The 22,546-nt window shown below is 69.4% G+C and carries 21 protein-coding genes and 12 tRNA genes; 13 read left to right on the forward strand and 20 right to left on the reverse strand.

Annotated features, from left to right (window positions below; genetic code table 11):
* Window positions 1–16: 16 nt before the first annotated feature.
* On the reverse strand, window positions 17–1,513 hold the full coding sequence (locus O7603_RS32385) for a hypothetical protein (RefSeq protein WP_281573503.1): 1,497 nt from the start codon (window positions 1,511–1,513) through the stop codon (window positions 17–19).
* A gap of 216 nt (window positions 1,514–1,729) precedes the next feature.
* Here O7603_RS32385 and O7603_RS32390 point away from each other — a divergent pair, with 216 nt between their 5' ends.
* On the forward strand, window positions 1,730–2,623 hold the full coding sequence (locus O7603_RS32390) for an SGNH/GDSL hydrolase family protein (RefSeq protein WP_281573504.1): 894 nt from the start codon (window positions 1,730–1,732) through the stop codon (window positions 2,621–2,623).
* A 70-nt stretch (window positions 2,624–2,693) separates the two neighbouring features.
* Here the strand turns inward: O7603_RS32390 and O7603_RS32395 are convergent, their stop codons facing one another.
* Window positions 2,694–3,785, reverse strand: a complete 1,092-nt coding sequence (locus O7603_RS32395) for a bifunctional NAD(P)H-dependent oxidoreductase/GNAT family N-acetyltransferase (RefSeq protein WP_281573505.1) — start codon at window positions 3,783–3,785, stop codon at window positions 2,694–2,696.
* Window positions 3,786–3,841: 56 nt separating this feature from the next.
* Here O7603_RS32395 and O7603_RS32400 point away from each other — a divergent pair, with 56 nt between their 5' ends.
* Entirely contained in the window at window positions 3,842–4,291 is a 450-nt protein-coding gene (locus tag O7603_RS32400; protein WP_281573506.1) for a MarR family transcriptional regulator, read from the forward strand.
* A 23-nt stretch (window positions 4,292–4,314) separates the two neighbouring features.
* On the opposite strand, the gene O7603_RS32405 is transcribed toward O7603_RS32400, so the two are convergent.
* Complete coding sequence (locus O7603_RS32405) at window positions 4,315–4,923, reverse strand: class I SAM-dependent methyltransferase (protein ID WP_281573507.1); 609 nt, start codon at window positions 4,921–4,923, stop codon at window positions 4,315–4,317.
* Window positions 4,924–5,042: 119 nt separating this feature from the next.
* Between O7603_RS32405 and O7603_RS32410 the strand changes: the two genes are divergently transcribed.
* Window positions 5,043–5,927 (forward strand): alpha/beta hydrolase, encoded by an 885-nt coding sequence (locus O7603_RS32410; protein ID WP_281573508.1) that lies wholly within the window; start codon window positions 5,043–5,045, stop codon window positions 5,925–5,927.
* Here O7603_RS32410 and O7603_RS32415 read toward each other — a convergent pair.
* Window positions 5,917–6,657, reverse strand: a complete 741-nt coding sequence (locus O7603_RS32415; RefSeq protein ID WP_281573509.1) for a DinB family protein — start codon at window positions 6,655–6,657, stop codon at window positions 5,917–5,919. The two genes, O7603_RS32410 and O7603_RS32415, sit on opposite strands and share 11 nt — an antisense overlap.
* A gap of 99 nt (window positions 6,658–6,756) precedes the next feature.
* Window positions 6,757–8,037 carry an MFS transporter gene (locus O7603_RS32420; protein ID WP_281573510.1) on the reverse strand — a complete coding sequence of 427 codons (1,281 nt, stop codon included), beginning with the start codon at window positions 8,035–8,037 and terminating at the stop codon, window positions 6,757–6,759.
* 207 nt (window positions 8,038–8,244) lie between these two features.
* Between O7603_RS32420 and O7603_RS32425 the strand changes: the two genes are divergently transcribed.
* From O7603_RS32425 to O7603_RS32465, 9 genes are all read left to right on the forward strand, one after another.
* Window positions 8,245–9,126, forward strand: a complete 882-nt coding sequence (locus O7603_RS32425) for a helix-turn-helix transcriptional regulator (protein WP_281573511.1) — start codon at window positions 8,245–8,247, stop codon at window positions 9,124–9,126.
* A gap of 49 nt (window positions 9,127–9,175) precedes the next feature.
* Window positions 9,176–9,574, forward strand: a complete 399-nt coding sequence (locus tag O7603_RS32430; protein ID WP_281573512.1) for a cupin domain-containing protein — start codon at window positions 9,176–9,178, stop codon at window positions 9,572–9,574.
* 302 nt (window positions 9,575–9,876) lie between these two features.
* Window positions 9,877–10,857, forward strand: a complete 981-nt coding sequence (locus O7603_RS32435; RefSeq protein WP_281573513.1) for an aldo/keto reductase — start codon at window positions 9,877–9,879, stop codon at window positions 10,855–10,857.
* Window positions 10,858–10,868: 11 nt separating this feature from the next.
* Window positions 10,869–11,894, forward strand: coding sequence for an aldo/keto reductase (locus O7603_RS32440; protein ID WP_281573514.1), 1,026 nt, complete (start codon window positions 10,869–10,871; stop codon window positions 11,892–11,894).
* Between the two features lie 110 nt (window positions 11,895–12,004).
* The gene (locus tag O7603_RS32445; RefSeq protein ID WP_281573515.1) at window positions 12,005–13,039 is read left to right on the forward strand and encodes a zinc-dependent alcohol dehydrogenase family protein; all 1,035 of its coding nucleotides are present in this window, start codon (window positions 12,005–12,007) and stop codon (window positions 13,037–13,039) included.
* A gap of 12 nt (window positions 13,040–13,051) precedes the next feature.
* Window positions 13,052–14,026 carry an FAD:protein FMN transferase gene (locus O7603_RS32450; protein WP_281573516.1) on the forward strand — a complete coding sequence of 325 codons (975 nt, stop codon included), beginning with the start codon at window positions 13,052–13,054 and terminating at the stop codon, window positions 14,024–14,026.
* Window positions 14,026–14,418, forward strand: a complete 393-nt coding sequence (locus tag O7603_RS32455; RefSeq protein ID WP_281573517.1) for an FMN-binding protein — start codon at window positions 14,026–14,028, stop codon at window positions 14,416–14,418. Before O7603_RS32450 ends, O7603_RS32455 begins: the two co-directional genes overlap by 1 nt.
* Window positions 14,419–14,801: 383 nt before the next feature.
* Window positions 14,802–17,399, forward strand: a complete 2,598-nt coding sequence (gene rph, locus O7603_RS32460; protein ID WP_281573518.1) for a rifamycin-inactivating phosphotransferase — start codon at window positions 14,802–14,804, stop codon at window positions 17,397–17,399.
* A gap of 74 nt (window positions 17,400–17,473) precedes the next feature.
* Complete coding sequence (locus tag O7603_RS32465; protein ID WP_281573519.1) at window positions 17,474–17,890, forward strand: SgcJ/EcaC family oxidoreductase; 417 nt, start codon at window positions 17,474–17,476, stop codon at window positions 17,888–17,890.
* A 52-nt stretch (window positions 17,891–17,942) separates the two neighbouring features.
* Here O7603_RS32465 and O7603_RS32470 read toward each other — a convergent pair whose 3' ends face one another.
* The 3 genes from O7603_RS32470 to O7603_RS32480 form a co-directional block, all read right to left on the reverse strand.
* Window positions 17,943–18,350: an SRPBCC family protein gene (locus O7603_RS32470; RefSeq protein ID WP_281573520.1), complete on the reverse strand. Its 408-nt coding sequence runs from the start codon at window positions 18,348–18,350 to the stop codon at window positions 17,943–17,945.
* 57 nt (window positions 18,351–18,407) lie between these two features.
* Complete coding sequence (locus O7603_RS32475) at window positions 18,408–18,830, reverse strand: acyl-CoA thioesterase (protein ID WP_281573521.1); 423 nt, start codon at window positions 18,828–18,830, stop codon at window positions 18,408–18,410.
* 118 nt (window positions 18,831–18,948) lie between these two features.
* The gene (locus tag O7603_RS32480; RefSeq protein ID WP_281573522.1) at window positions 18,949–19,719 is read right to left on the reverse strand and encodes an endonuclease/exonuclease/phosphatase family protein; all 771 of its coding nucleotides are present in this window, start codon (window positions 19,717–19,719) and stop codon (window positions 18,949–18,951) included.
* 1,010 nt (window positions 19,720–20,729) lie between these two features.
* Between O7603_RS32480 and O7603_RS32485 the strand changes: the two genes are divergently transcribed.
* Window positions 20,730–21,299 carry a dihydrofolate reductase family protein gene (locus O7603_RS32485; protein ID WP_281573523.1) on the forward strand — a complete coding sequence of 190 codons (570 nt, stop codon included), beginning with the start codon at window positions 20,730–20,732 and terminating at the stop codon, window positions 21,297–21,299.
* Window positions 21,300–21,453: 154 nt separating this feature from the next.
* Here O7603_RS32485 and O7603_RS32490 read toward each other — a convergent pair.
* From O7603_RS32490 to O7603_RS32545, 12 genes are all read right to left on the reverse strand, one after another.
* A tRNA-Cys gene (locus O7603_RS32490) sits at window positions 21,454–21,527 on the reverse strand.
* Between the two features lie 5 nt (window positions 21,528–21,532).
* Window positions 21,533–21,605, reverse strand: a tRNA-Arg gene (locus O7603_RS32495).
* 85 nt (window positions 21,606–21,690) lie between these two features.
* A tRNA-His gene (locus O7603_RS32500) sits at window positions 21,691–21,766 on the reverse strand.
* Between the two features lie 2 nt (window positions 21,767–21,768).
* Window positions 21,769–21,841: transfer RNA gene (locus tag O7603_RS32505), tRNA-Val, on the reverse strand.
* Window positions 21,842–21,918: 77 nt separating this feature from the next.
* Window positions 21,919–21,992, reverse strand: a tRNA-Asn gene (locus O7603_RS32510).
* A 1-nt stretch (window position 21,993) separates the two neighbouring features.
* Window positions 21,994–22,067 (reverse strand) — tRNA-Glu (locus O7603_RS32515).
* 5 nt (window positions 22,068–22,072) lie between these two features.
* Window positions 22,073–22,144, reverse strand: a tRNA-Val gene (locus O7603_RS32520).
* 2 nt (window positions 22,145–22,146) lie between these two features.
* Window positions 22,147–22,220, reverse strand: a tRNA-Met gene (locus O7603_RS32525).
* A gap of 2 nt (window positions 22,221–22,222) precedes the next feature.
* Window positions 22,223–22,294, reverse strand: a tRNA-Lys gene (locus tag O7603_RS32530).
* A gap of 6 nt (window positions 22,295–22,300) precedes the next feature.
* Window positions 22,301–22,372 (reverse strand) — tRNA-OTHER (locus O7603_RS32535).
* Window positions 22,373–22,380: 8 nt separating this feature from the next.
* Window positions 22,381–22,452 (reverse strand) — tRNA-Lys (locus O7603_RS32540).
* A gap of 1 nt (window position 22,453) precedes the next feature.
* Window positions 22,454–22,546: transfer RNA gene (locus O7603_RS32545), tRNA-Ser, on the reverse strand.

Genomic DNA, 22,546 nt, shown 5'->3' on the forward strand with positions numbered 1-22,546 from the left:
AGAGACCCCGGAGCCGTCATCCTGTCGAGCATTCCAAGATCCGCCCGTCGCTCGTGCCGACGAGTAGCCGCCCGGCGCCGGTGGCGGTCAGCGCGGTGGGGATGGCAGGGATCGCCGCGACGGTGAGGTGGCGACGCCAGCGAACGGTGCCGTCCTGAAGGTCGAGTGCGACGATCTCGCCATCGTCGTAGGCGATGTAGGCAGTCTCCGCGTCGGCGTCGAGGTCGGTGGCTCTTCGATCGCCCCGAAAGACCCAGCGCGGCTGCCCGATGTGTACGTCGCGTCGTACGACGAACGAGCCGCCGGGCTGCAACCCGGCGCCGTGTTGAACGGTACCGGCGTAGACGAGGCTGCCGTCCGTCGTCTCCACGCCGGGACCGGCGAGATGTGTCTCGCCGGGCACCCACGAGTACGGGAACAGGCGACGGAACTCCCGATTTGTGGGATGACGCGGATGTCCGGTCATCGGTGGCTTCTGTACGTCGGCTGCCGCGAGCCAGGCCTTGGCTGTTTCCGGAGTCCGCTCGCGCTCTGGTTCGATCTCCCGGGTATAGACCTGGCTGCCGCGCCGGACGCGAAGCCTGCCGCCCTCACCGATCCGTCCGGCGGGCGCGATGGCAGGTGAACCGTCGGCGCAGCGCACCAGCGATGCCGGGCCGGCAAGGGTGAGGCGCTCGAGCCGCGCCCAGTCCTCCGACGAGATCCGGACCACGGTCTGTGGACCGTCGGGCCGCACCAGGCCGACCCAGATCGACAGTTCATCGGCTGCGACGACAATGTCGCGGCCACCCGTGTCGTCAGGGACGGTCCACTGCCGCTCCCCCGAGGGCAGCCAGGACTCCGCCTGGGTGCCGTCGAGCGTCGCCAGGATCCTGCCGTCGGACAGCTCCTCGACCGCGCGGACATCACGTCGCGGATCCCAGTCCGCGCTCAGGCCGGTGACGGTTCGCCGGGCGTCCTGTCGGTTGTCGGGGCGAGGCGCCGCGACCCGTGGTCCGGCCAACTCGCGCCCGGTGATCGAACTGGCCGGCACGGCTCGCCAGTCGGGTCGGCGCACCACCGCGACGTGTCCCTCCGACCACGCATCCTTGTCCTGCCAGTCGTCGGGCGGCGCCATCAGCACGCGTAGGTCCAGACCGGTGAGCCACTCCAGCGCCAGCACCTGACGGCCGAGTTCGTGCTCGATGAGTGACACGGCCGCACCCGTCTCGAGGTCCAACAGGAGAAGCTCGCCTTCGAAGAAGTAACCGCCGTCGTAACGGCCGGTTCCTATCGCCAACAGCGGAAGCGTGGGGTGGAAGGCCATGGCGTGGACGGGGTAGCCCGACCGGACGAGAGCGCGGCAGCCCAGATCACCGACGTCGTAGACACCCACCGGCGCAGCGCCGAACTCCCCGCTACCCGCCACTGCCAGCAGGGCACCGTCATCGTCGGTGACCGCGAGAGCGGGCTCTCCGACCTCGGCGCAGGGCCGGTCACCGAGCAGCCGGTCGATACGCAGCGGACTGTTCACCCCAAGATCTTCTCATCGGCTGCCGCCATAGGGGCCTTGCGAACCGCATCGATCGGGATCGGCGGCCAGCGGCGATCAGCTTCCGCGGGTCCTCGACGAAACCCCTGTAGTCCACACCGCGGACCAGCATCTAGTGAGGTCCATCCATATTGACGTGAGGTGACGGCAACGACAGGATCTCGGCACCACCACCACCGTGATCCCCTGGGAGGCGCCATGACCCGTCCCCGCCTGCCGCTCCTACGGGCAGCCACCCGCTTGGCAGCACTCGCCCTGGCCACCGCCGGCGTGCTGCTCGCCGTCGCCACACCCGCCAGCGCCGCCGTGCCCGCCGGCCGCTACGTCGCGCTGGGCGACTCGTACACCGCCGGTCCGCTGATCCCCACCCAGGTCGACCTGAACTGCCTCCGGTCGAACCGCAACTTCCCATCGCTGGTAGCCGCGTCCGGCGGCTCGTCGTCGTTCGCCGACGTGAGCTGCTCCGGGGCCACGACGGACGACATCCTCTACGGTGGCAGCGGCCAGTTGGGCATCACGGTGCCACCGCAGCTGAACGCGGTCACGTCGAACACGGCGCTGGTGACGGTGCAGATCGGCGGCAACGACATCGGCTTCTCCAGCATCATCAGCGACTGCGCGGAGGCAAGCCTCAGCAGCCCGCTCGGATCGCCGTGCAAGAACCGGTACACCACCGGAGGCACCGACCAGTTGCAGGCCCGCATCGCCGCTACCGCCCCGAAGGTGACCACCGTGCTGCAGGCGGTCCGGCAGGCCGCGCCGGGCGCGCGGGTCGTGGTGCTCGGGTACCCGGCGATCCTGCCGGACACCGGCTACGGTTGCTGGCCCGTCGTGCCGATCGCCTACCAGGACGTGCCGTACCTGCGCGGCATCGCGAAGTCGCTCAACGCGATGCTGGCCAGCACCGCGGCCGTGAACGGCGCGACCTACAGCGACGTCTACACCCCGTCGATCGGCCGCGACGCGTGCAAGGGCAGCGGCACCCGATGGGTCGAGGGGCTGGTGCCACAGAACTCAGCGGCCCCGTTCCACCCGAACGCCCGGGGCGAGCAGGGCATGGCCACCGCCCTCCTCGGCACGCTGAACAGCTGACCGGCCCGCCATCCATTTGAGCCGGGACCCGTCGCGTAGCGGCGGGGCCCGGCTCGCGGGGGGCCCTGCATCAGGTCAGCTGTCGCTGTTTGGTGAGGTGGACGCTGCCGTCCGGGGTGCCGTCGGTGGCGGTGAGGGCGTAGCCGGCACGCTCGTACAGGGCGATGTTGCGGGTGCTGCGGTGGCCGGTGAACAGTTCGCAGTGCGTGGTTTCGTCGGGGGCCTGCCCTTCGACGTACGAGAGCAGCCAGGAACCGATGCCCTCGCCGGCCTGGTCGGGAGCCACCATGAGGCGCCCGATCAGCCACGCCCCGCCGCGTGCCCGGGCGCGGACCGCGGCGACGAGGCGCCCGTGCCGGCGTACGCACCACAGCTGCCAGGTCGACAGCGATGCGCGCAGATCATCGAGGGTCTCCCGTAGCGGCGCCAGGTCGAGGGTGTCGTTCGCGAAGGCTTCCTGCACCCAGCAGCACCGCTGGAGCACGAGCAGTTCGGCCAGGTCGTCGGGCCGGGCAGTGGTGAGCCGCAGCCCCTCGACCGGCCCGGGAACGCCGGTGTCCCCGCCGTCGGTGCTGGTGCCCAGCGGCTGCATCGCCCGGGCCACCCGGCTCAACTCGCGCAACACTCCACGAGCGGCCTCATCGAGGCCGGCGGACTCGAGCACCTGCCCGTCGCGGGTGCTGTCCGCGATGCGGAGGGCGACGGTGGCCCCGATGGGCATCATCTTCAGGGTGGTGACGACCTGCTTGGTCATCTGCACCGACCGAGTGCCTGCCGAGGTGTTGCCGTAGCTGACGAACCCCACCGGCTTCCAGGCCCACTCGTGGTAGAGAAAGTCGAACGCGTTCTTCAACGCCGCGGGCATGCCGTAGTTGTACTCGGGCGTGGTCACCACGAATGCGTCAGCCGCGGCCACCCGCCGGCTCCACTCGCGGGTGTGCTCGTGCAGATAGATGCCGCTGGAGGGGTGCTCGGGCTCGTCGAGCAGCGGCAGCCCGATGTCGGCCAGGTCCGCGACGTCGACGGTGATCCCGCCACGTTTGGCTTCCGGCAGGGTCGCCCGGACGAACCAGTCGGCGATCGCGGGTCCCAGCCGGCCGGGACGGGTGCTGGCGACGATGACAAGAACGCGCAGGGGAGCGCTCGACGTATTCAATGACATGTCAACGACCGTATCCGGAGTTTCTATGACGTGTCAACGAGGTGTACGGTGAACGGGTGGACGTTGCCTGGCTGAGCGAGGACGAAGAACACGTGTGGCGTGCGTTCCGGCGCCTGCTGATCGCGCTACCGGCGCGGCTCGGCCGGGACCTGGCCCGCACCTCGGGGCTGTCGCCGGCGGACTACGAGGTGCTGAGCACGCTGTCGGAGAAGCCGAACCGTCGGTGGGCGCTCAAGGACCTCGCCGCCAAGATGGAGTGGTCGCGCAGCCGGCTGTCGCACCACGCGGCCCGCATGCAGGCCCGGGGACTCATCGACAAGGAGTCCGATCCGCAGGACGCGCGGGGCTGCATCCTGCACCTGACCGACGACGGCTTCAAGGTTCTGGAGGAGGCCGCCCCGCACCATGTCGTCTCCGTGCGCTCGCGCTTCCTCGATCATGTGAGCGCCGACGAACTCGCGGTGCTCCGCAAGCTGTCGACCCGGATCGCCGACCTCCCTGACTGACCGACAGGGCGTAGCGACTCAGCTCACCCCTCGGTGGCGACTGCCGCGATGGCGGCGAGTGGTCGATGAGTGCCGTCGCTGGGCCGCCGCAGGCGCTCGACCTCGGTGAAGCCGGCTCGCGTCAGTCGCTCGGAGATCTCGTCGACGGGCCAGCGATAGGCGGTCACGACTTTGTGGTCGAAGGCGGCGACCTCGTCACCGTCGAAGAGACCGAGCACCACCGTTCCGCCCGGGGCCATCGCTCGCCGGAACGTAGCGAGCACGCCGTCGAGATCGTGCGGCGGTAGATGGATCAGCGAGTACCAGGCCAGGATGCCGGCGATGGAGTGGTTGGCAACGTCGAGGTTCTCCAACGACCCGAGTTGGTAAACACCATCCGGGTGGGTCGCCCGCGCATGGGCGATGAACTCGGGGACCATGTCGATTCCCGATGCGTCGACGCCCAGCGAGCGAAGGTAACCGGTGATGTGGCCGGGCCCGCAGCCCAGGTCGAGCACCGTGCCAGGTCGGCCCGCCAGATGGCGTCCGATGAAGGCGAGGTCGTCGGCGTGTACCTGCTGGCTCGTGCCGAACAGCTCGATGTAGAGCTCCGCGACGGATGCGTACGCCTGCCGGACCTGTTCGCTGTTCACCGCACGACTATATAAACCCTCGGATCGGGAGCAGGCCCGCTACCGGCCCGGGGAAGCACCGGGTCTCTGTCAGCGAAGCGGGGCTGACGCCCCTCGCGGGGAAGTGCTTGACTGGCCGCGTGGAGCTGCGCATCGACGTCGGCGACCTGTCCCTGCCCGCCACCCTGGATGCGCCGCCTGATGCGCCGGCGCGCGGCGGGGTGGTTGTCCTGCACGGCTCCGCCATGCCGCAGCGCTCGTACTTCCTGTACGAGCACGTGGCCCGGGAGCTGCCGCGGGCCGGTGTGGCGGTGCTGCGTTTCGACCGCCGCCCCACCGAGCGCGGCGACGTGCCGTTCGCGGTCCAGGCCGACGACGCCTGGGCGGCCGCGGCGGAGTTGCGCCGCCGGATCGGCGACGTGCCGGTGGGCCTGTGGGCATGGAGCCAGGGCACCTGGCCCGCGTCGGCGGTCGCGGCCCGCCGGCCCGAGCTGGTGGCCTTTCTGGTGCTGGTCGCCACCAGCGGCGTGAGCCCAGCGGCCCAGATGCGATACGGAACGGCGCAGCAGTTGCTTCGACACGGCTACCGCGACGCCGATCTCGCCGAGTTGGCCTGTCTGCGCGAAGCGCTCGAAGGCGCCGTGCGTGGGGACATCGACCGCGCTACCGCCCAGACGATCGTTGACCGGTACGCCGAGCGGCCGTGGTTCCCGCTCGCGTACGTCCCGCGCGACCTGCAGGGGCACCGCGGCACGTGGGAGGACATGGACTACGACCCGGAGCCGGTCATCGCGCGGGTGAACTGCCCGACGCTGCTGTTCTACGGCGAGTCCGACGAATGGACCCCCGCCGAGGAGAGCATCGCCGTGTGGCGGCAGGTCGCCGGCACCACCGACCTGACCATCCACCAGCTCGCCGGCTGCACCCACCTGCCTACCCGCGAGGGCGCCGACACACTCGAATCGGTCAGCCCCGACTACACGAGCACGCTGCTGGACTGGATCGGCGAGCGGATCAGCCGCTGATGCCGGGCCCCTGTTCAAGGGCGTCGAGGTCGCGAAGTGCGAAGCGAAGGTGCTCCCACTCTTCGTCGAGGATCACGTGGAGGCAGTGCCGGACCGGCTCCTCGTGTTCGGGTGACCACGGAGTTTGTCGAGGCTCGGCGAGCCGCTCCGGCGTGACGATCGCGAGGAAGTCCCGCACCATGGCCTGCCGCTCGGCACGCAACTCGAGCACCTCGGCCAGACTTGGCTGCACCGTGACGAACACCGACATGTCGAATCCATCCGTCTCGTACTCGGCGTGCGGCTGCCCGTGCCGATGGAAGGGCTGCGGCAGGCGCAGGATCGCCTTGCCGAGCCATGCGTCGGTGGCGAACGCGAGGTGGCGCAGGGTCTGCGCGAACGACCACTCGCCTTCGATCGAGACGTCGACGGTGCCCGCGGGCATGGCTTCCACCCGGTCGACCGCGGCCGCCCAGGCTCGTTCGAGCGCCGCCCACGCCGATCGCAGGCCATCCGGATCCGTGGCCTGCTTCAATTCGCGCCCCGGAAACCGCCGGTTGAGTTCGACCTCGACGAGAGGCGCCACGTCGACACCGTTGACCAACAGCTCACCGTCGGCCAGCCACGGCGCGTCGATGTCGAGCCCGCGCACATCAACGCCGCGCATCACCGCCCCCGCCAGCGTCGACCTGGTGAACCGCGCACCTCGCAGGTCTCGGTCGACGAATGCTAGGACCTGGTCCTGGGCCATGCGCACCCCTCCCGTCGGCGAATCGCGGCGATCGTAGCGCGCGGGTGCGACGCCCAGCGCGTTCGATCATCTCCGACGAGTCACCTGTTGGCGGGCCACCTACTTGGCTTCATGCGAAACGCCTGCCTCCGGTTGGTCACGGGCTCTAGCCAGCTCAAGGTCGGGCACGGGCGCAGAATCCTGACGGCGGGGTAGCAGCAGCGGGCTGGCGAGGATCAGCAGTCCCGCAACCGTGATAGCCGTACGTGGGCTCGTGGCGTGGGCGAGCAGTCCGCCGAGTGCGCTGAGGACGGCGATGCAGGCGCTGCTGCTGATCGACCAGGCCGACAGGGTGCGGGCGACGCGGTCTCTGGGTGTCTGTTCAAGTCGATAGGTGGCGAGTACCGGGTTGTACAGGCTCATGCAGATGATGATCGCGAGCTCGACAGCGATCACCGTCGCGAGGCCGGCGACTCCGGGCTGGACGAAGGCGAGGCCGATCAGCCAGACCGCGCGCAGCGTGCCGACTGTACGGAGGATCCGATATTGGCCATACCTGGCCACGACACGGCGGGCGAGGCGCGAGCCGATGAGTCCGCCGACGCAGGGGACGGCGAAGGCGAGACCGTACTGCCAGGGCGGGAATCCGAGCTGGCGGAGCAGGAGCACGGCCAACAGCGGCTCGGTGGCCATGATCAGTCCGCCGACGAGCAGGTTGTTGAGGTAGAGCGCCCGCAGGCCGGGATGGGTCAGGAGGTGCCGCCAGCCGTCGAGCAACTCGCCGGCCCGGACCCGGCGCTTGTCGGTTCGCTGCGGGTCTTCTTCGCGGCCGCGAATCGCCGTGACGCCCAGCGCGGAGAACAGGTAGCTCAGCGCGTCGGCCACTACGGTGGTGACCGGCCCGATCAGGCCGATTGCCGCCCCGCCCAGTGGTGGCCCGACGGCGATGGAACTCCACGTCGTCGATTCGAACCGTGCGTTGGCCACGAGCAGGTCGTCCGGCCGGACGAGGGCCTTGAGGTAGGCGGCGCTGGCCGCGGTGCGAGCGATCTTGGCTGCGGCGACCACGGCCGAGACCACCAGCAACTGGACGAAACTGAGCCGGCCGAAGGCGTAGGCGATCGGAATTGTCATCATGACCGCGAACCGGGCCAGGTCCATCACGATCATCACCGGCCGCTTGCGGCGAAACTCCACCCACGGTCCGAGCCGCAAGGCGATCAGCGCGCCCACTGCCGGCCCAACCGCGGACAACGCGGACACCTGAGCGGGGCTGGCATGCAACACCAGCACGGCGATCAGCGGCAACGCGCCGAACCCCAGCCCGGAGCCGTAGGCGCTGACCGCGTAGGACGCCCACAGCCATCCGAACTGCCGGCCCAGGGATCGTCTGGCCCTCAAGCTCCGCGCCTCCTCTTCGAACAACTCGCCGTTGAGCAGTGATCACACCAGGCCGACGTGCCGCGGATCTTGGGACGGTCCGGCGGTGCTCACCGGCGCCGGTGCTGTCCGTCGGCCAACCACGCCCAGCTCCGGGCAGGATTTCCTGTTGTGCCAGGTAATGGCAGAACCTCCCAGGCGGCTTCGGCCGGTCGTAGCGTCGGGTAGGTGAACAGCCGAGCCGAGATCCGCGACTTCCTCACCTCCCGGCGTGCCAAGATCACGCCGGAGCGGGCGGGCCTGCCCGACTACGGCGGCCACCGCCGGGTGGCGGGCCTGCGTCGCGAGGAGGTGGCGCTGCTGGCCGGCGTCAGCGTGGACTACTACACCCGGCTCGAGCGCGGCAACCTGACCGGTGTGTCGGACAGCGTCCTGGAGGCCCTCGTCCGGGCATTGCAGCTGGACGACGCCGAGCGTGCACACCTGTTCGATCTGGCGCGGGCGGCGAACACCAGCGCCGCCGCCGCTCGCGGCCGACGGCGGCCGGCACCGCATCTGCGGCCGGAGGTCCAGAGGCTGCTGGACGTCATGACCATGGCGCCCGCATACGTACGCAACGGCCGGCTGGACGTCCTCGGCGCGAACCAGCTCGGCCGGGCTGTCTTCGCACCTCTGTTCGACACGGTGGCGCGGGTGCCGAACATTGCCCGGTTCGTCTTCCTCGACCCGGCCGCCCAGAGCTTCTACGTCGAGTGGGACGGCGTCGCCCGGGACACCGTCGCGCTGCTGCGGGCCGAGGCTGGCCGCGATCCGTACGACCGGGCGCTGAGCGACCTGGTTGGGGAGCTGTCCACCCTCAGTGAGGTGTTCCGCACCTGGTGGGCGGCGCACGACGTGCGGCTGCACCGCGCTGGCGTCAAGCGCCTGCATCATCCGCTGGTCGGTGACTTGACCCTGACGTACGAGTCGATGGAGCTGACCGCGGACCCGGGGCTGCGGCTCAACGCCTACAGCGCGGAGGCCGGCAGCCCGGCTCAGGAAGCCCTCAACCTCCTGGCCAGTTGGACGATTCCCGCGCGGGAGCGCCCGGTCGGGCGCCCGGGCGAATGAATCGGCACCACCGGAAAGCCACCAACCAGAACTCGATGGGAACGACAGAGTGGACATCCTGAACAAGCAGCCGACGGTCAAGGCGCCGGCGGAGACGTTCACCGGCGACGCGTGGTACGACGTGATCGTCAAGGGTGAGGCGCCGTCGCGGATGCGGGTCAACGTGGTCCGCTTCGCCCCCGGCGCCCGCAACGCGTGGCACCGGCACGCGGTCGGCCAGACCCTGCACGTGACCGAGGGCCGCGGGCTTGTGCAGTCCCGCGGCCGCGCGGTCGTCGAGATCGGTCCGGGCGACACGATCTGGACGCCGCCGGGGGAGTGGCACTGGCATGGCGCCGCGGCCGATCACTTCATGACGCACCTGGCGATGTGGGAGGCCCCGCAGGACGACAGCCCAGAGACCGAGTGGGGTGACCTGGTCACCGACGAGGAGTACGGCAGCCGCTGACCCGGCCCTCGAAAGCCACCCATGGCACCGCGATGTCACCTTCGCCGACGCCGGCGTGCATCCGGCCATCGACGCGGTGTACCACGGCACATACGACCGGTACGGGCCGGCCATCGTCGGATCCGCCGTCGGGGACGGGGCCGTCCGGTGACGATCCGGTTTGCTGCCGCGGGCCTGACGGCCAACCACCGACCGGTCGTCGCCCAGCAGGTGCCACGGGCACCACGTTGACCGTCATCTGGCCTCCGCACCGGTGCCGGCAGGCGGTCCTGCCTCAACGATTCCCGAGAAGGAAGATCATCATGGAGTACACCCGTCTGGGCGCATCTGGTCTGAAGATCAGCCGGATCGCGCTCGGCTGCATGAGTTTCGGCACCCCCTCGGACTTCGCGCCCTGGACGCTGGACGACGAGGCCGCCGAGCCGGTCTTCCGGCAGGCCCTCGACCTGGGAATCACGTTCTGGGACACGGCCAACGTGTACGGGCGTGGCACCTCGGAGGAGATCGTCGGCCGGGCGCTGCGCAAGTACACCCGTCGTGACGACATCGTGCTGGCCACCAAGGTCTTCAACAAGATGCACGACGGCCCGGGCGGATCCGGGCTGTCCCGCAAGGCGATCATGGAGAACATCGACGCCTCGTTGTCGCGGCTGGGCACCGACTACGTCGACCTGTACCAGATCCATCGCTTCGATCCGGACACCCCGGTCGAGGAGACGATGGACGCCCTGCACGACGTCGTCAAGGCCGGCAAGGCCCGCTACCTCGGCGCTTCGTCGATGTGGGCGTGGCAGTTCGCGAAGCTGCAGCACACCGCGCAGGCCCACGGCGGGACCCGGTTCGTGTCGATGCAGGACCAGTACAACCTGGTCCAGCGCGAGGAGGAACGGGAGATGTTCCGCCTGCTCGCCGACCAAGGCGTGGGCAGCATCCCGTGGAGCCCGCTCGCCGCCGGCCTGGTGACCCGGCCGTGGGGCGAGCAGAGCACCAGCCGCGCCCGCAGCAACCCTCGCACCGACCGGCAGGGCCGGCCGCTGTTCCTCGACAGCGACAAGGCAACCGTCGACGCCGTGCAGCGCATCGCCGAGCATCGCGGCGTCGCAATGGCGTCGGTGGCCATGGCGTGGGTGCTCAAGAACCCGGTCGTCGACGCCCCGATCGTCGGGGCCACCAAGGCGCACCACCTCGCCGACGCCGTCGCCGCGCTCGACATCAGGCTCACCGCCGACGAGGTGACGGCGTTGGAGCAGTCATACACCCCGCGCGAGCCCACCTACTTCTGAGGAGTTCTGCCATGGAGCACCGGCCGCTCGGACGCACCGGCGTCTCGGTCAGCAAGCTGTGCCTCGGCACGATGATGTTCGGTGACTGGGGCACCAAGGACCACGACGACAGCATCAAGATCATTCATCGGGCGTTGGACGCCGGCATCAACTTCGTCGACACCGCGGACGTGTACTCGCAGGGCGAGTCCGAGGTCATCGTCGGCAAGGCGCTCGCCGGGCGCCGACAGGACGTCGTGCTCGCGACGAAGTTCTTCATGCCGTACGACGACGACCCGAATCACCAGGGCGGTTCCCGGCGCTGGATCATGACCGCGGTCGAGAACTCGCTGCGTCGGCTGAACACCGACTACATCGACCTGTATCAGATGCACCGGTACGACCCCGCCGTCGACCTCGACGAGACGCTGGGAGCGCTCACCGACCTCGTCCGCGCGGGCAAGATCCGCTACCTCGGCCACTCGACGTTCCCTGCCTCGGCGATCGTCGACGCGCAGTACATCGCCCGGGACCGTGGCCGCGAACGGTTCGTCACCGAGCAGCCCACCTACTCGATGCTCACCCGCAGTATCGAGAACGAGATCCTGCCGCTGACCCTGCGTTACGGCATGGGCGTCATCCCGTACAGCCCGCTGGCCGGTGGCTGGCTCTCCGGCCGCTACCGCACGGACGGCGACAGCACCGGACCGATGTCGGAGGCGCGCAAGCGCCTCGCCAACCGGTTCGACATGTCGCTGCCCGAGAACCAGCGCAAGCTCGACGCCGTCGACCAGCTCGCGCAGCTGGCCGACGCAGCCGGGATCAGCCTGATCGAGATGGCCATCGCGTTCGTCCTGCGCCACCCGGCCGTCACCGCCCCGATCATCGGCCCGCGCACCATGGACCACCTCGAGTCCCAGCTCGCCGCGGCCGACGTGGTGCTCAGCGATGACGTGCTGGACCGCATCGACGAGATCGTCCCACCCGGCGTCACCCTCAACCCCGCCGGCAACGGCTGGGTCAGCCCGTCCCTGCGGCCGGCAGCCCGCCGCCGCTGACCGGGCGCGGTGACCGGCCGTTGGCCGGCACACCGTGTTGCTGACAGTGAGCCACACGACCATCCACCGCGGCGCCGACTGTCGCGCGAACGATGAGAGAAGGCCGAACAATGCGTGCGACCTATATGTACGGAGCAGGGGACGTGCGGGTCATCGACGTGCCCGACCCGGCCCTCGAGCAGCCCACCGACGCGCTCGTGCGGTTGGTGCAGGCCTGCATCTGCGGTAGCGACCTGCACCCGTACCACGGCATGCCGGCGACGCCGGCGGGTAAGCCGATGGGACACGAATTCCTCGGCGTGGTCGAGGACGTCGGTGCCGATGTGTCGACGGTCAAGGCCGGTGACCTGGTGGTCGCCCCGTTCGCGTGGCAGGACAACACCTGCGACTTCTGCCGCGAAGGCTTCCAGACCTCCTGCCGGCACGGCGGGTTCTGGGCCGCCGACGGCATCGGCGGCGGCCAGGCCGAAGCCGTACGCGTCCCGCTGGCCGACGGCACGCTGGTGAAGCTGCCGGTCGGGGTGGACTCGGCGCTGCTACCGTCCCTGCTGACGCTGTCGGACGTGTTCGGCACCGGCCACCACGCCGCCGTCCGCGCCGGCGTCAACCCGCGCACCACCGTCACCGTCGTCGGGGACGGCGCGGTCGGCCTGCTCGCCGTGTTGTCCGCCAAGCGCCTCGGCGCCGAACGGATCATCTTGATGGGCCGGCACAAGGATCGCACCGACCTGGGCCGCGAGTTCGGCGCCACCGACGTCGTCGCCGAACGCGGGCCGGAGGGGATCGAGAAGGTGCGGGAACTGACCGGCGGCGACGGCAGCCACGCCGTCCTCGAATGCGTGGGCCTCAAGCCCGCCTACGAGCAGGCCCTCGGTGTGGTCCGCGCCGGCGGGGTGATCAGCCGCGTCGGCGTGCCGCAGTACGACGAGGGAGACATCGGCTGGAACCTGTTCGGCCGAAACCTCACCCTCACCGGCGGCCCCGCACCGGTGCGCAACTACATCGAGGACCTGATGCCCGACATCCTCGACGGCGCCATCCGGCCCGGCCTCGTCTTCGACCGCACCATCGGCCTCGACGAGACCCCGGACGGCTACCGCGCCATGGACCAGCGCGAGGCTCTGAAGGTCCTCGTCCGTCCCTGACCGATGCGACGGATGCGGCTCCCGGCGGGGAGCCGCATCCATAGACACTCCACCATGGACGGCGGGATTCCGGGGGTGACCACCATGACCGCAAAGGCGACCTACCGATTCGCCGCGATCGGCGCCACCTGGGAGATCGTGACCGAACGCCCCCTGGGCGCCGCGCTGCGCGACGAGATCCAGAGCAGGATCGCGCACTTCGATCACACCTACTCCCGCTTCCGACCAGATTCTCTGGTGTCCCGGATCGCCGAGGCGCCCCGAGGGGGACGATTCACTTTCCCTGACGACGCGGTCGCGCTGTTCGACCTCTACGACCGGTTGGCGGTGGCTACCGGCGGGGCGATGGACCCGTTGATCGGCCGGCGGCTGGAAAGCCTCGGGTACGACCCCGTGTACTCACTGCGGCCCGTGCCACAGAGCGAAACGGCGCTGCGCCGCCCGTCCTGGACTCGTGACGTCGTCCGCGACGGCACCACGATCGTCACCGGTGGGCCGCTGACGATCGACGTGGGCGCGGCCGGCAAGGGACTGCTCGTCGACCTGGTGACCGGACTGCTGTCCGGCGCGGGTATCAGCTCCTGCGTCGTCGACGCCAGCGGCGACCTGCGTCACCACGGCCCCGAGGGCATCCGAGTGGGCCTTGAGCATCCCGACGATCCACGGCTGGTCATCGGCACCATCCGCCTGCACGGACAGGCACTGTGCGCGTCGGCGATCAACCGGCGGGCCTGGGGCGCGGGGCTGCACCACATCCTCGACGCCCGCACCGGCGAACCAGTCCGCGATGTGGTCGCAACCTGGGCGATCGCGGACGACACGATGACGGCCGACGCGTTGGCCACAGCGCTGTTTTTCACACCACCGAGCCGGCTCACACCAACCTTTCGATTCTGTTTCGTCCGCGTCTTCGCCGACGGCCGCGCCGAGCGCTGCGGCGACCTCGACGGCGAACTGTTCACCCCCGATTCGGTCAAGGAGTCGTGATGAGGAAGACGACAGTCGCAATGGTCGCCCTCACCGCACTGGCGGGCTGTTCCTCCGTATCGGAGAGTCCGCCCACTGTCACCACGCCCACCAGCCGCAGTGAGTACACCGATGGTGAGTACACCGCCACAGGCTGGTACGGCAGCCTGCCGTCGCGCATCACCGTTTCGGTGACGCTGACCGACAACGTGATCACCGAGGCCGACGTCACACCGCACGCCGAGGACCCGACCTCTCGCGACTACCAGGAGCGCTTCGCCGACGCCGTACCCGCACTGGTCGTCGGAAGGCCTATCGACGAGGTCGAGCTCGACCGCGTAGCCGGATCCAGCGGCACACCCGAGGGATTCAACGACGCGCTGGCACAGATCAGACTTCAAGCGTCCCGGTAGAAGCGCCGCGTAGCAGCCGGAAGAGCGGGATCGGCCTGGCCGAGAAGATCTTGGATGTCACGAAGTAGGGCACCGTCGTCCAGCTCGGCGGTGGCGGCGGCGCCACGCAGGCGAACGGACCGCAAGAAAGCAAAGCAAGGAGAACTCTCTCCCTGCCACTTCTAATGTATAGCGCACCGGGGGGCTTGCGGCAAGACCCGGGTGGTGGCGCAGAATCGTCGGCCCAAGGCCACAACCTGCGGAAATGAGGGGCACGACGTGCGTGTGACGCATGGGGGACCCGGTGACGTCGAGCCGGTGGTGGGTTCGACAGAGCCGGATGCGCCGATGATTCGATCGGCCGGTGCGGTGCGACGGAACACGGTTGCCTCGGAGGTATCGCAGTGATCGAGCCGTACGTGTCGGATCTTCAAGATATCGACGAGACGCAGGTGGCGGTCACTGGCGGCAAGGGCGCGCACCTGGGCGGGCTGTCGCGGATCGACGGCGTCCGCGTGCCGGCTGGCTTCTGCGTGACGACGGGCGCCTTCCGGCGGATCACGGCGGAGGCGCCCTCGATCGACGACCGGCTCGACCGGCTGTCGCGGCTGAACCCGGACGACCGGGAGGCGATCGGCACGCTCAGCGCGGAGATCCGCCGGATCATCGAAGGAATCGCCATCCCCGACGAGGTGGCGGCGGCGATCACCGGCGCGCTCGACCACCTCGGCGCGCAAGCCGCCTACGCCGTCCGATCGAGTGCGACGGCGGAGGACCTGCCGACGGCCTCCTTCGCCGGCCAGCAGGACACGTACCTGAACGTCGTGGGGGCGACGGCGATCCTTGAGCACGTCAGCCGGTGCTGGGCGTCGCTGTTCACCGAGCGGGCCGTGACCTACCGCCTGCGCAACGGCATCGACCACCGCACGGTCCACATGGCCGTGGTCGTGCAGCGGATGGTCTTCCCGCACGCGGCCGGCATCCTGTTCACGGCCGACCCCGTCACGGGCAACCGGAAGGTCGCCACCGTGGACGCCAGCTTCGGACTCGGCGAGGCCCTGGTCTCCGGCCTGGTGAACCCGGACGTGTTCACGGTCCGCGACGGCGGGATCGTCGCCAAGGCGATCTCCGTCAAGCAGCGTGCCGTTCACGCCCTGCCCGCTGGCGGTACGCGGGAAGTGCCGATCGACCCGCGGCGTCAGGAGCAGCCGGCGCTGACGGATGCGCAGGTCGTACGGCTCGTGCGGCTCGGGCGGCGGATCGAGGCGCACTTCGGCCGCCCGCAGGACATCGAATGGTGCCTGGTCGACGACGATTTCCAGGTCGTGCAGAGTCGGCCGATCACCACGCTGTTCCCCATCCCCGCGGCCGGCGACGGGGAGAACCACGTCTATCTCTCCGTCGGTCACCAGCAGATGATGACCGATCCCATGAAGCCCCTGGGGGTCTCCATGTGGCAGTTGACGGCCATGGCGCCGATGCACGAGGCCGGCGGGAGGCTGTTCGTCGACGTCACCCGGGGCCTGGCCACGCCGGCAGGCCGCGCCGGCCTCCTGGAGATGGCAGGCAGGTCCGATCCACTGACCAGGGACGCGCTCGAGACCGTCCTCGACCACGACGATTTCATCCCGTCACTCCCGGACGCGGGTCCCGCCGGGCCGCCGGTCGGCGGCGCGCCCGACCCGATCGAGACCGATCCGGCCATCGTCACCGAGCTGATGGCGCGTAGCCAGGCGTCCATCGCCGCCCTGCGCCGCGACATCGCGACGTTGACCGGACCGGCGCTGTTCGACTTCCTGCTGGAGGCCTTCGACGAGCACAAGCGGGTCCTCGGCGATCCGCTGAGCATGCAGGCGATCATGGCGGGGATGGAGGCCACCTGGTGGCTCAACGACCAGCTGCAGGAGTGGCTGGGTGAGAAGAACGCGGCCGACACGCTCACGCTGTCCGCCCCCGACAACGTCACTTCGGAGATGGGACTGGCGCTGCTCGACGTCGCCGACGCGGTCCGCCCCCACCCGGAGGTGGTGGCGTTCCTGGAGGGCGTCGAGGACGCGGGCTTCCTGGACGAGCTGCCGAAGCTCGCGGGCGGAACCGAGGCGCGCGACGCCATCGAGGCCTACCTCGACCGGTACGGCATGCGCTGCGTCGGCGAGATCGACATCACGAGGCCACGGTGGCGCGAGCGCCCCACCGCGCTCGTACCCCTGATCCTCGACAACGTCAGGCACTTCGAGCCCGGGGCCGCCGCACGGCGCTTCGAGCAAGGGCGGCAGGAGGCGCAGAAGAAGGAACAGGACGTGCTGGCCCGCCTGCGGACGCTGCCGGACGGGGAGCGGAAAGCCGACGAGACCAAGCGGATGATCGACCGGGTCCGGACCTTCATCGGGTACCGGGAGTACCCGAAGTACGGCATCATCAGCCGCTACTTCGTCTACAAGCAGGCCCTGCTGGAAGAGGCCGAGCGCCTCGTGCGGGCCGACGTGCTCCCGGAGAAGGAAGACATCTTCTACCTCACGTTCCAGGAGCTGCACGACGTCGCGCGCACCAACCAGGTGGACGACCAGCTCATCCAGCAGCGCAAGGACGCGTTCCGGTCGTACCAGGCGCTCACGCCGCCCCGGGTGCTCACCTCCGACGGCGAGGCCGTCACCGGGGCGTACCGGCGCGACGACGTGCCCGCCGGCGCCCTGATCGGCCTACCGGTTTCCGCCGGAACCATCGAGGGAAGGGCCCGCGTCATCCTCGACCTGGCGCAGGCCGATCTCGACGCGGGCGACATCCTGGTCACGACCTTCACGGACCCCAGCTGGTCGCCGCTGTTCGTCGGAATCGCCGGCCTGGTCACGGAGGTGGGCGGCCTGATGACCCACGGCGCGGTGATTGCCCGGGAGTACGGCCTGCCGGCCGTCGTCGGCGTGGTGGACGCCACCCGACTCATTCGGGACGGGCAGCGGATCCGCGTCCACGGGACCGACGGGTACATCGAGATCCTGCCTTGACCGACCAGAAGAGAAGGTATCCGAGGTCACGCCGTTGTTGACTTGAAGCCTGGTACAGGTTCCAGGATCTTGTCATGGACCCGACGAATGACCGTCAATCTGAGATCACCGCCATCGAGAAGGTCGTCGCCGCCATCGAACACGCGCAGCGCGACGAACTGGTCGACGAGTTCGTCTCGCTGTTCCGCGAGGACGCCATCTGGACGACCGGGGCCGGCAAGCTCCTCATCGGCCGGGACGCCATCGCCGCATTCACCAGGCAGGTGCTGCCCGGCGCGATGACGAACCTCGTCCCCTCGTACGAGGTCGTGCACGTGCTCTTCGTCCGGGCCGACGTGGCGGCGGTCAAGGTTCGCCAGCGGTACTTCTCCCCGGAGGGCGAGCCGGTGACCGAACTGGGCGAGGGCACTCCGATGTACGTGATGTCCCGGGAACACGGTCAGTGGCGACTGACCGCCAATCAGAACACCGTCGTGGCGGCCGGCGCATGAGGCGGCGACGACGCCACGGGACTCGTCGACGGTCGTGACGCGGATGGCGATCTCAGGTGTCAGCACCCTCCTCAAGAACCTTCTTGAGGAGGGCGAGGTCACCAGTGACCAACGCACTGTCCCGTTCGAACTCTTCATCGCTCATTCCACGAGAGCGGCGCAGCGTGAAGACCACTTCGCAACCGTCGCCGTCCGCGATCGCCCGCAGCGGCACGTACACCGTCTCACCGGAGGGTGTCAGCACGTCGTGGTCGAGCACGCCGTATTCGTTCTCCGGGGCGAACGTGACCCGGACCCCGCCTTCCGGCGTCTCGACGAACCAGCTCCCGTCCTCCCGCACCACCGAGCTGCCCAGACCGGGCGCCCACCGAGGCAAGTTGGCGGGGTCGGAGGCGAACGCGTAGACCTGCGCCACCGGCCGGTCGATGTACACGCTCAAGTGCCGGGATTGCGTGTTCATCACGCGATGATGCCACGGTCCGCGCCAATTCGACGTGTAGCAGGTGCGGGATCGGCGTCAGAGGTTGAGCGGCGCAGGATCGGTGGCCAGCTCGCGGAACCGTGACCGCGGGTCGGGCACCAGCCGCCGGGCCGCCAGGTCGAGCAGCCCGCCCACCCCGGTCAGCGCCGCGACCGGGGTGCCGTCGAGCAGGGTGTAGTCCTGCTCGATCTGAAAGGTCTTGCCCTCGCCCCAGCGGAACCCGCAGGACACGTCCAGCTCGTCCCCGCCGCGCAGCTCGCGCAGATACTTCAGCGTCACCTCGAGGGCCACCGGCCCCACCCCGGTGGCGAGCAGCCGGTCCTGCGAGATGCCGGCGGCGCGCAGGCACTCCCACCGAGCGTGCTCGGCGTACTGGAGGTAGACCGCCTGGTTCAGGTGGCCCTGGGTGTCGAGCTCGTAGCCGCGCACCGTGATGCGCGCCCGGAACGGATCTCCCATGCGCCGAGCGTAGCCGGGAGGTAGGACGGGACCGCCACCCGGCGGCCGGGAGCGGCGGGCCTCGCCCTCCTCGACCGGCGCGAACGCCGGTCCGAGGGCGGCGTCGCGTCGGCGGTGGCTACCGGGACAGGGGAGGAGCACCGTGGGCCGGTGTCGCGCGCGGTGCCGTGACGTCGAGCCGGGACGTCTGCGGTCGGACCGTGAGGGTGGCCAGAAGCCCCGGGTGGTCGGTCGCTCCGTGCATGCCTATCGACCTGCTGCAACAGATCGTGATGTCGCTGGTCGCCACGATCTGTTGTAGCGCGCCGTCGTCGAACCGCAGGTAGCCCGGCGGTACGCAGGACCGGACGTCGGGGGAGCCGCCGCGCCGGAGGTTGAAGTCGCCGCTCAGCACGGTGGGCGCATATCCGGTGCTCCGGCGGATCGCCGGTACGACCGTGTCGAGCAGGTGGCCGCACTGGGCGAGCGCGACGGCGGCGCTGGTGGCCGCCAGGTGAGTAGTGCAGGCGTGCAGCGTGCCGGGGACGTGGACGCAGAGCCAGGCGCGTTCCTCGGGGTCCTCGACGTCCTGCGTCGGGTGGATCCCGCTCTGCACGGTCTGCCCCGGGTGCGGTGCTCGAAGGTGGGCCAGTAGCCCGATGCCGTACGGCTGGCCGTTGTTGCAGACGGTGACATCGCGGGTAGGGCGGTCACCGGCCGCCTTGAACGCGGACACGACGGTGCCGCCGCTCTGGACGTCCGTCAACGCGCGCTCCAGCGCGGTCACGTCGTCCTGGCAGATCTCGTTGAGGGTGACCAGGTCGGGCACCTCGGCACGGATCACCGCGGCGGCCTCGCTGACCGATCGGCCCGTGTAACAGCCGGCGCGGCCGCTGTTGCAGAGGTTCATCTGGAGAACCCGCAGAACCGTGGACCCGCTGGCACCGGCCACCGACGATCCGGCCGGCAACCCGGCGGCGGCGATCAGGCACATGACGGCCAGGGCCCGGCGGAGACCCGGGTACGAACGATCAGCCCGGCGCCGACGAAGGGATCCGACCAGGACCGGACCGCGCCGCCGGCGCGGCCGCGCGGACGGCGGGACCATCGTGGACGGGGGATGTCGGCGTACGGACATCGGACTCCGGGTGGGGGAGGCGAACGTCATCGCCGGCGGGCCAGCGATCCTGCGGCTGACCGTAGCAGGAGGCCGCGCAACCCCGCCCGCTCCCGATTCGTTGACGGACGTCGAACACCGAGGTGACGACTGCGGCCTGTCATCGCGAGAGGTGCGGACATCTACAGATGCCCGTTGATCCGGCCCCCACCCTCCTGTTCCGTGAGCCGACGTTCGAACCAGTAGGACGAAGTCCTGTTCGGATCGGGTAGCGTGCGCGCGGCGTACCACCGGTCGATGCGGGACAGCGGAACCCGCAGTAGTGCGCGGTCCCGGCGCGGCAATCCTGCGATGAGCAGGGCGAGCGTCCACCTTGCACCGAGTGGATCGCAGAAGTCACAACCGCACACCGCCAGCGGCACGCACAGGGGATAACCGGGCCCCGGGTGACCCGACCCCACGCCCGCAGCAACCGCGCGATGGTGCCGGGCGGCCAGCCGAGCGCGTCTTCCGCGAGAGCCAGCCGGCGTAACGCTGACCAGGACAGGTAGGCGATCTTCTCGGGCGGGCAGGTTGCGGCTCCCGCCAATGCACAGCGAAGCCACTCTGATCATGGCCGGCGTTGGCGCGCCGGTTCGGAAAGGTGCGGATCGCCGAATCGGTCGCGCGTTCGGTCTGCGGTCTGGTCCGCACCACGACGGTGTTGAGTAGGTGAGATCGGGCGCCGACGAGAAAGGGCGCCGACAGTAGTCTGAGTACGGTCCGGTGAAAACGCGCTGCGCGCATCGAGGGAGTGCAACGAGATGAGACCACTTCGATACTCGATCAACGTCACACTCGACGGCTGCTGCCATCACGAGGCAGGGCTTGCCCCCGACGAGGAGTCGATGCGCTACTGGACCGCTGAGATGGAACGAGCCGATGCCCTGCTATTCGGCCGGGTGACCTACGAGATGATGGAGTCGGCGTGGCGGCAGCCGGCCACGGGCACGTGGCCTGACTGGATGGACAAGTGGGAGATCCCGTTCGCCGAGACCATCGACCGGGCGAAGAAGTACGTCGTGTCGAGCACGCTGAGCGGGGTCGATTGGAATGCCGAGCTGGTGCGAGGCGACTTGGGGGAACTGGTTCAGCGGCTCAAGCAGGAGCCAGGCGAGGGCCTGTTCGTGGGTGGCGTGACGCTCCCCCTGGCGTTGGCAGACCTGGGGCTGATCGACGAGTACGTGTTCCTGGTGCAGCCGGTCCTTGCCGGACACGGGCCGACGTTGCTCGCCGGTCTGCGCGAGCGCATCCGGCTCGAGCTCGTGGATCGCCATGGGTTCCGGTCGGGGGCGGTCGCCCTGCGATACCGGCCCACGCGACTAACGGCTTGACGTGATCAGTCCTGGCAGGTTGGCCACTGCCATGTCCGGGCAGTTTCAATTGGCCGCGGGCGGGCAGATGCTGCTTTCCACCCACCCTCAATCCACGGGTCTTGACAATTCCTCGGGGCTGGGTCGTGCACCCCCACAGCGGATGGCAGAACGTTGGAGGCCGCACGGGGAATCGAACCCCGGTACGCCGCTTTGCAGGCGGCTCCCTCACCACTCGGGCATACGACCTTGCGCGCCCCCGGACCGATTCGAACGGCCGGCCTGCGGTCCCGGAAACCGCTGCTCTATCCGCTGAGCTACGGGGGCATGGTGCGCGTCCCTGGTGCCGACCCAGGTCTGCTCTCGCCACGGCTTTACGGGCCGCTGGGCGTGCCGCCGCCCACGACGCGCTTGGGGTAGCAGGGGGGAATCGAACCCGCCGACCTCCGGAGCCACAATCCGGCGCCCTACCTCTGGGCCTCTGCCACCGTGCCCGCACCTGGGATCGAACCAGGGGCCTCCCGGGTGTGGGCCGGGCGCTCGTTCCACTGAGCTACACGGGCGTGGAGACGACGGGAGGCTGTGCTGCTCGGCCACTCTCCGCTGGGAAGGCTCTCGCCCAGACCCGGCCCCGTCATCGCTCCGGCGGAAGGACTCGAACCTTCACCTCTACGCATTAACAGTGCGCTGCCCTACCGATTGGGCGACGCCGGAATGGTCGCGCGTGCGGGGCTCGAACCCGCTTCACCGCCTTGAAAGGGCGAGGGCCTACCCATAACCGAACGCGCGTTGCGTGCCCCGAGCTGGTGTCGAACCAGCGACCTTCCGCATGTCGAACGGACGCTCTGCCGCTGAGCTACCGGGGCGGGAGCGGGAGCCGGAGTCGAACCGGCGGCCTCTGGGTTATGAGCCCAGCGCGCTTCCAAACTGCGCCATCCCGCAAGTGGGCCGCCAGAGGATCGAACTCTGGACACTCCGATTAAAAGTCGGCAGCTCTACCACTGAGCTAGCGGCCCGTGCTGTGCCCCGCGCTGGAATCGAACCAGCGACACGCAGTTAGGAAACTGCTGCTCTATCCCCTGAGCTAGCGGGGCTTACTGTGTGCCTCCGGGGAATTTCGAAATCCAGGCCCACCGATTAAGAGTCGGTTGCTCTTCCTCTGAGCTACGGAGGCTTGGCGGAGGGAAGGAGGATCGAACTCCTACGGGCTTTCACACCCCAACCGTTTTCGAGACGGTGGCCGGCGCCTGCCGTCGGCTGGCCCCTCC

Origin of the sequence: Micromonospora sp. WMMD812, assembly GCF_027497215.1 — a bacterium.
GTDB lineage: Bacteria > Actinomycetota > Actinomycetes > Mycobacteriales > Micromonosporaceae > Micromonospora.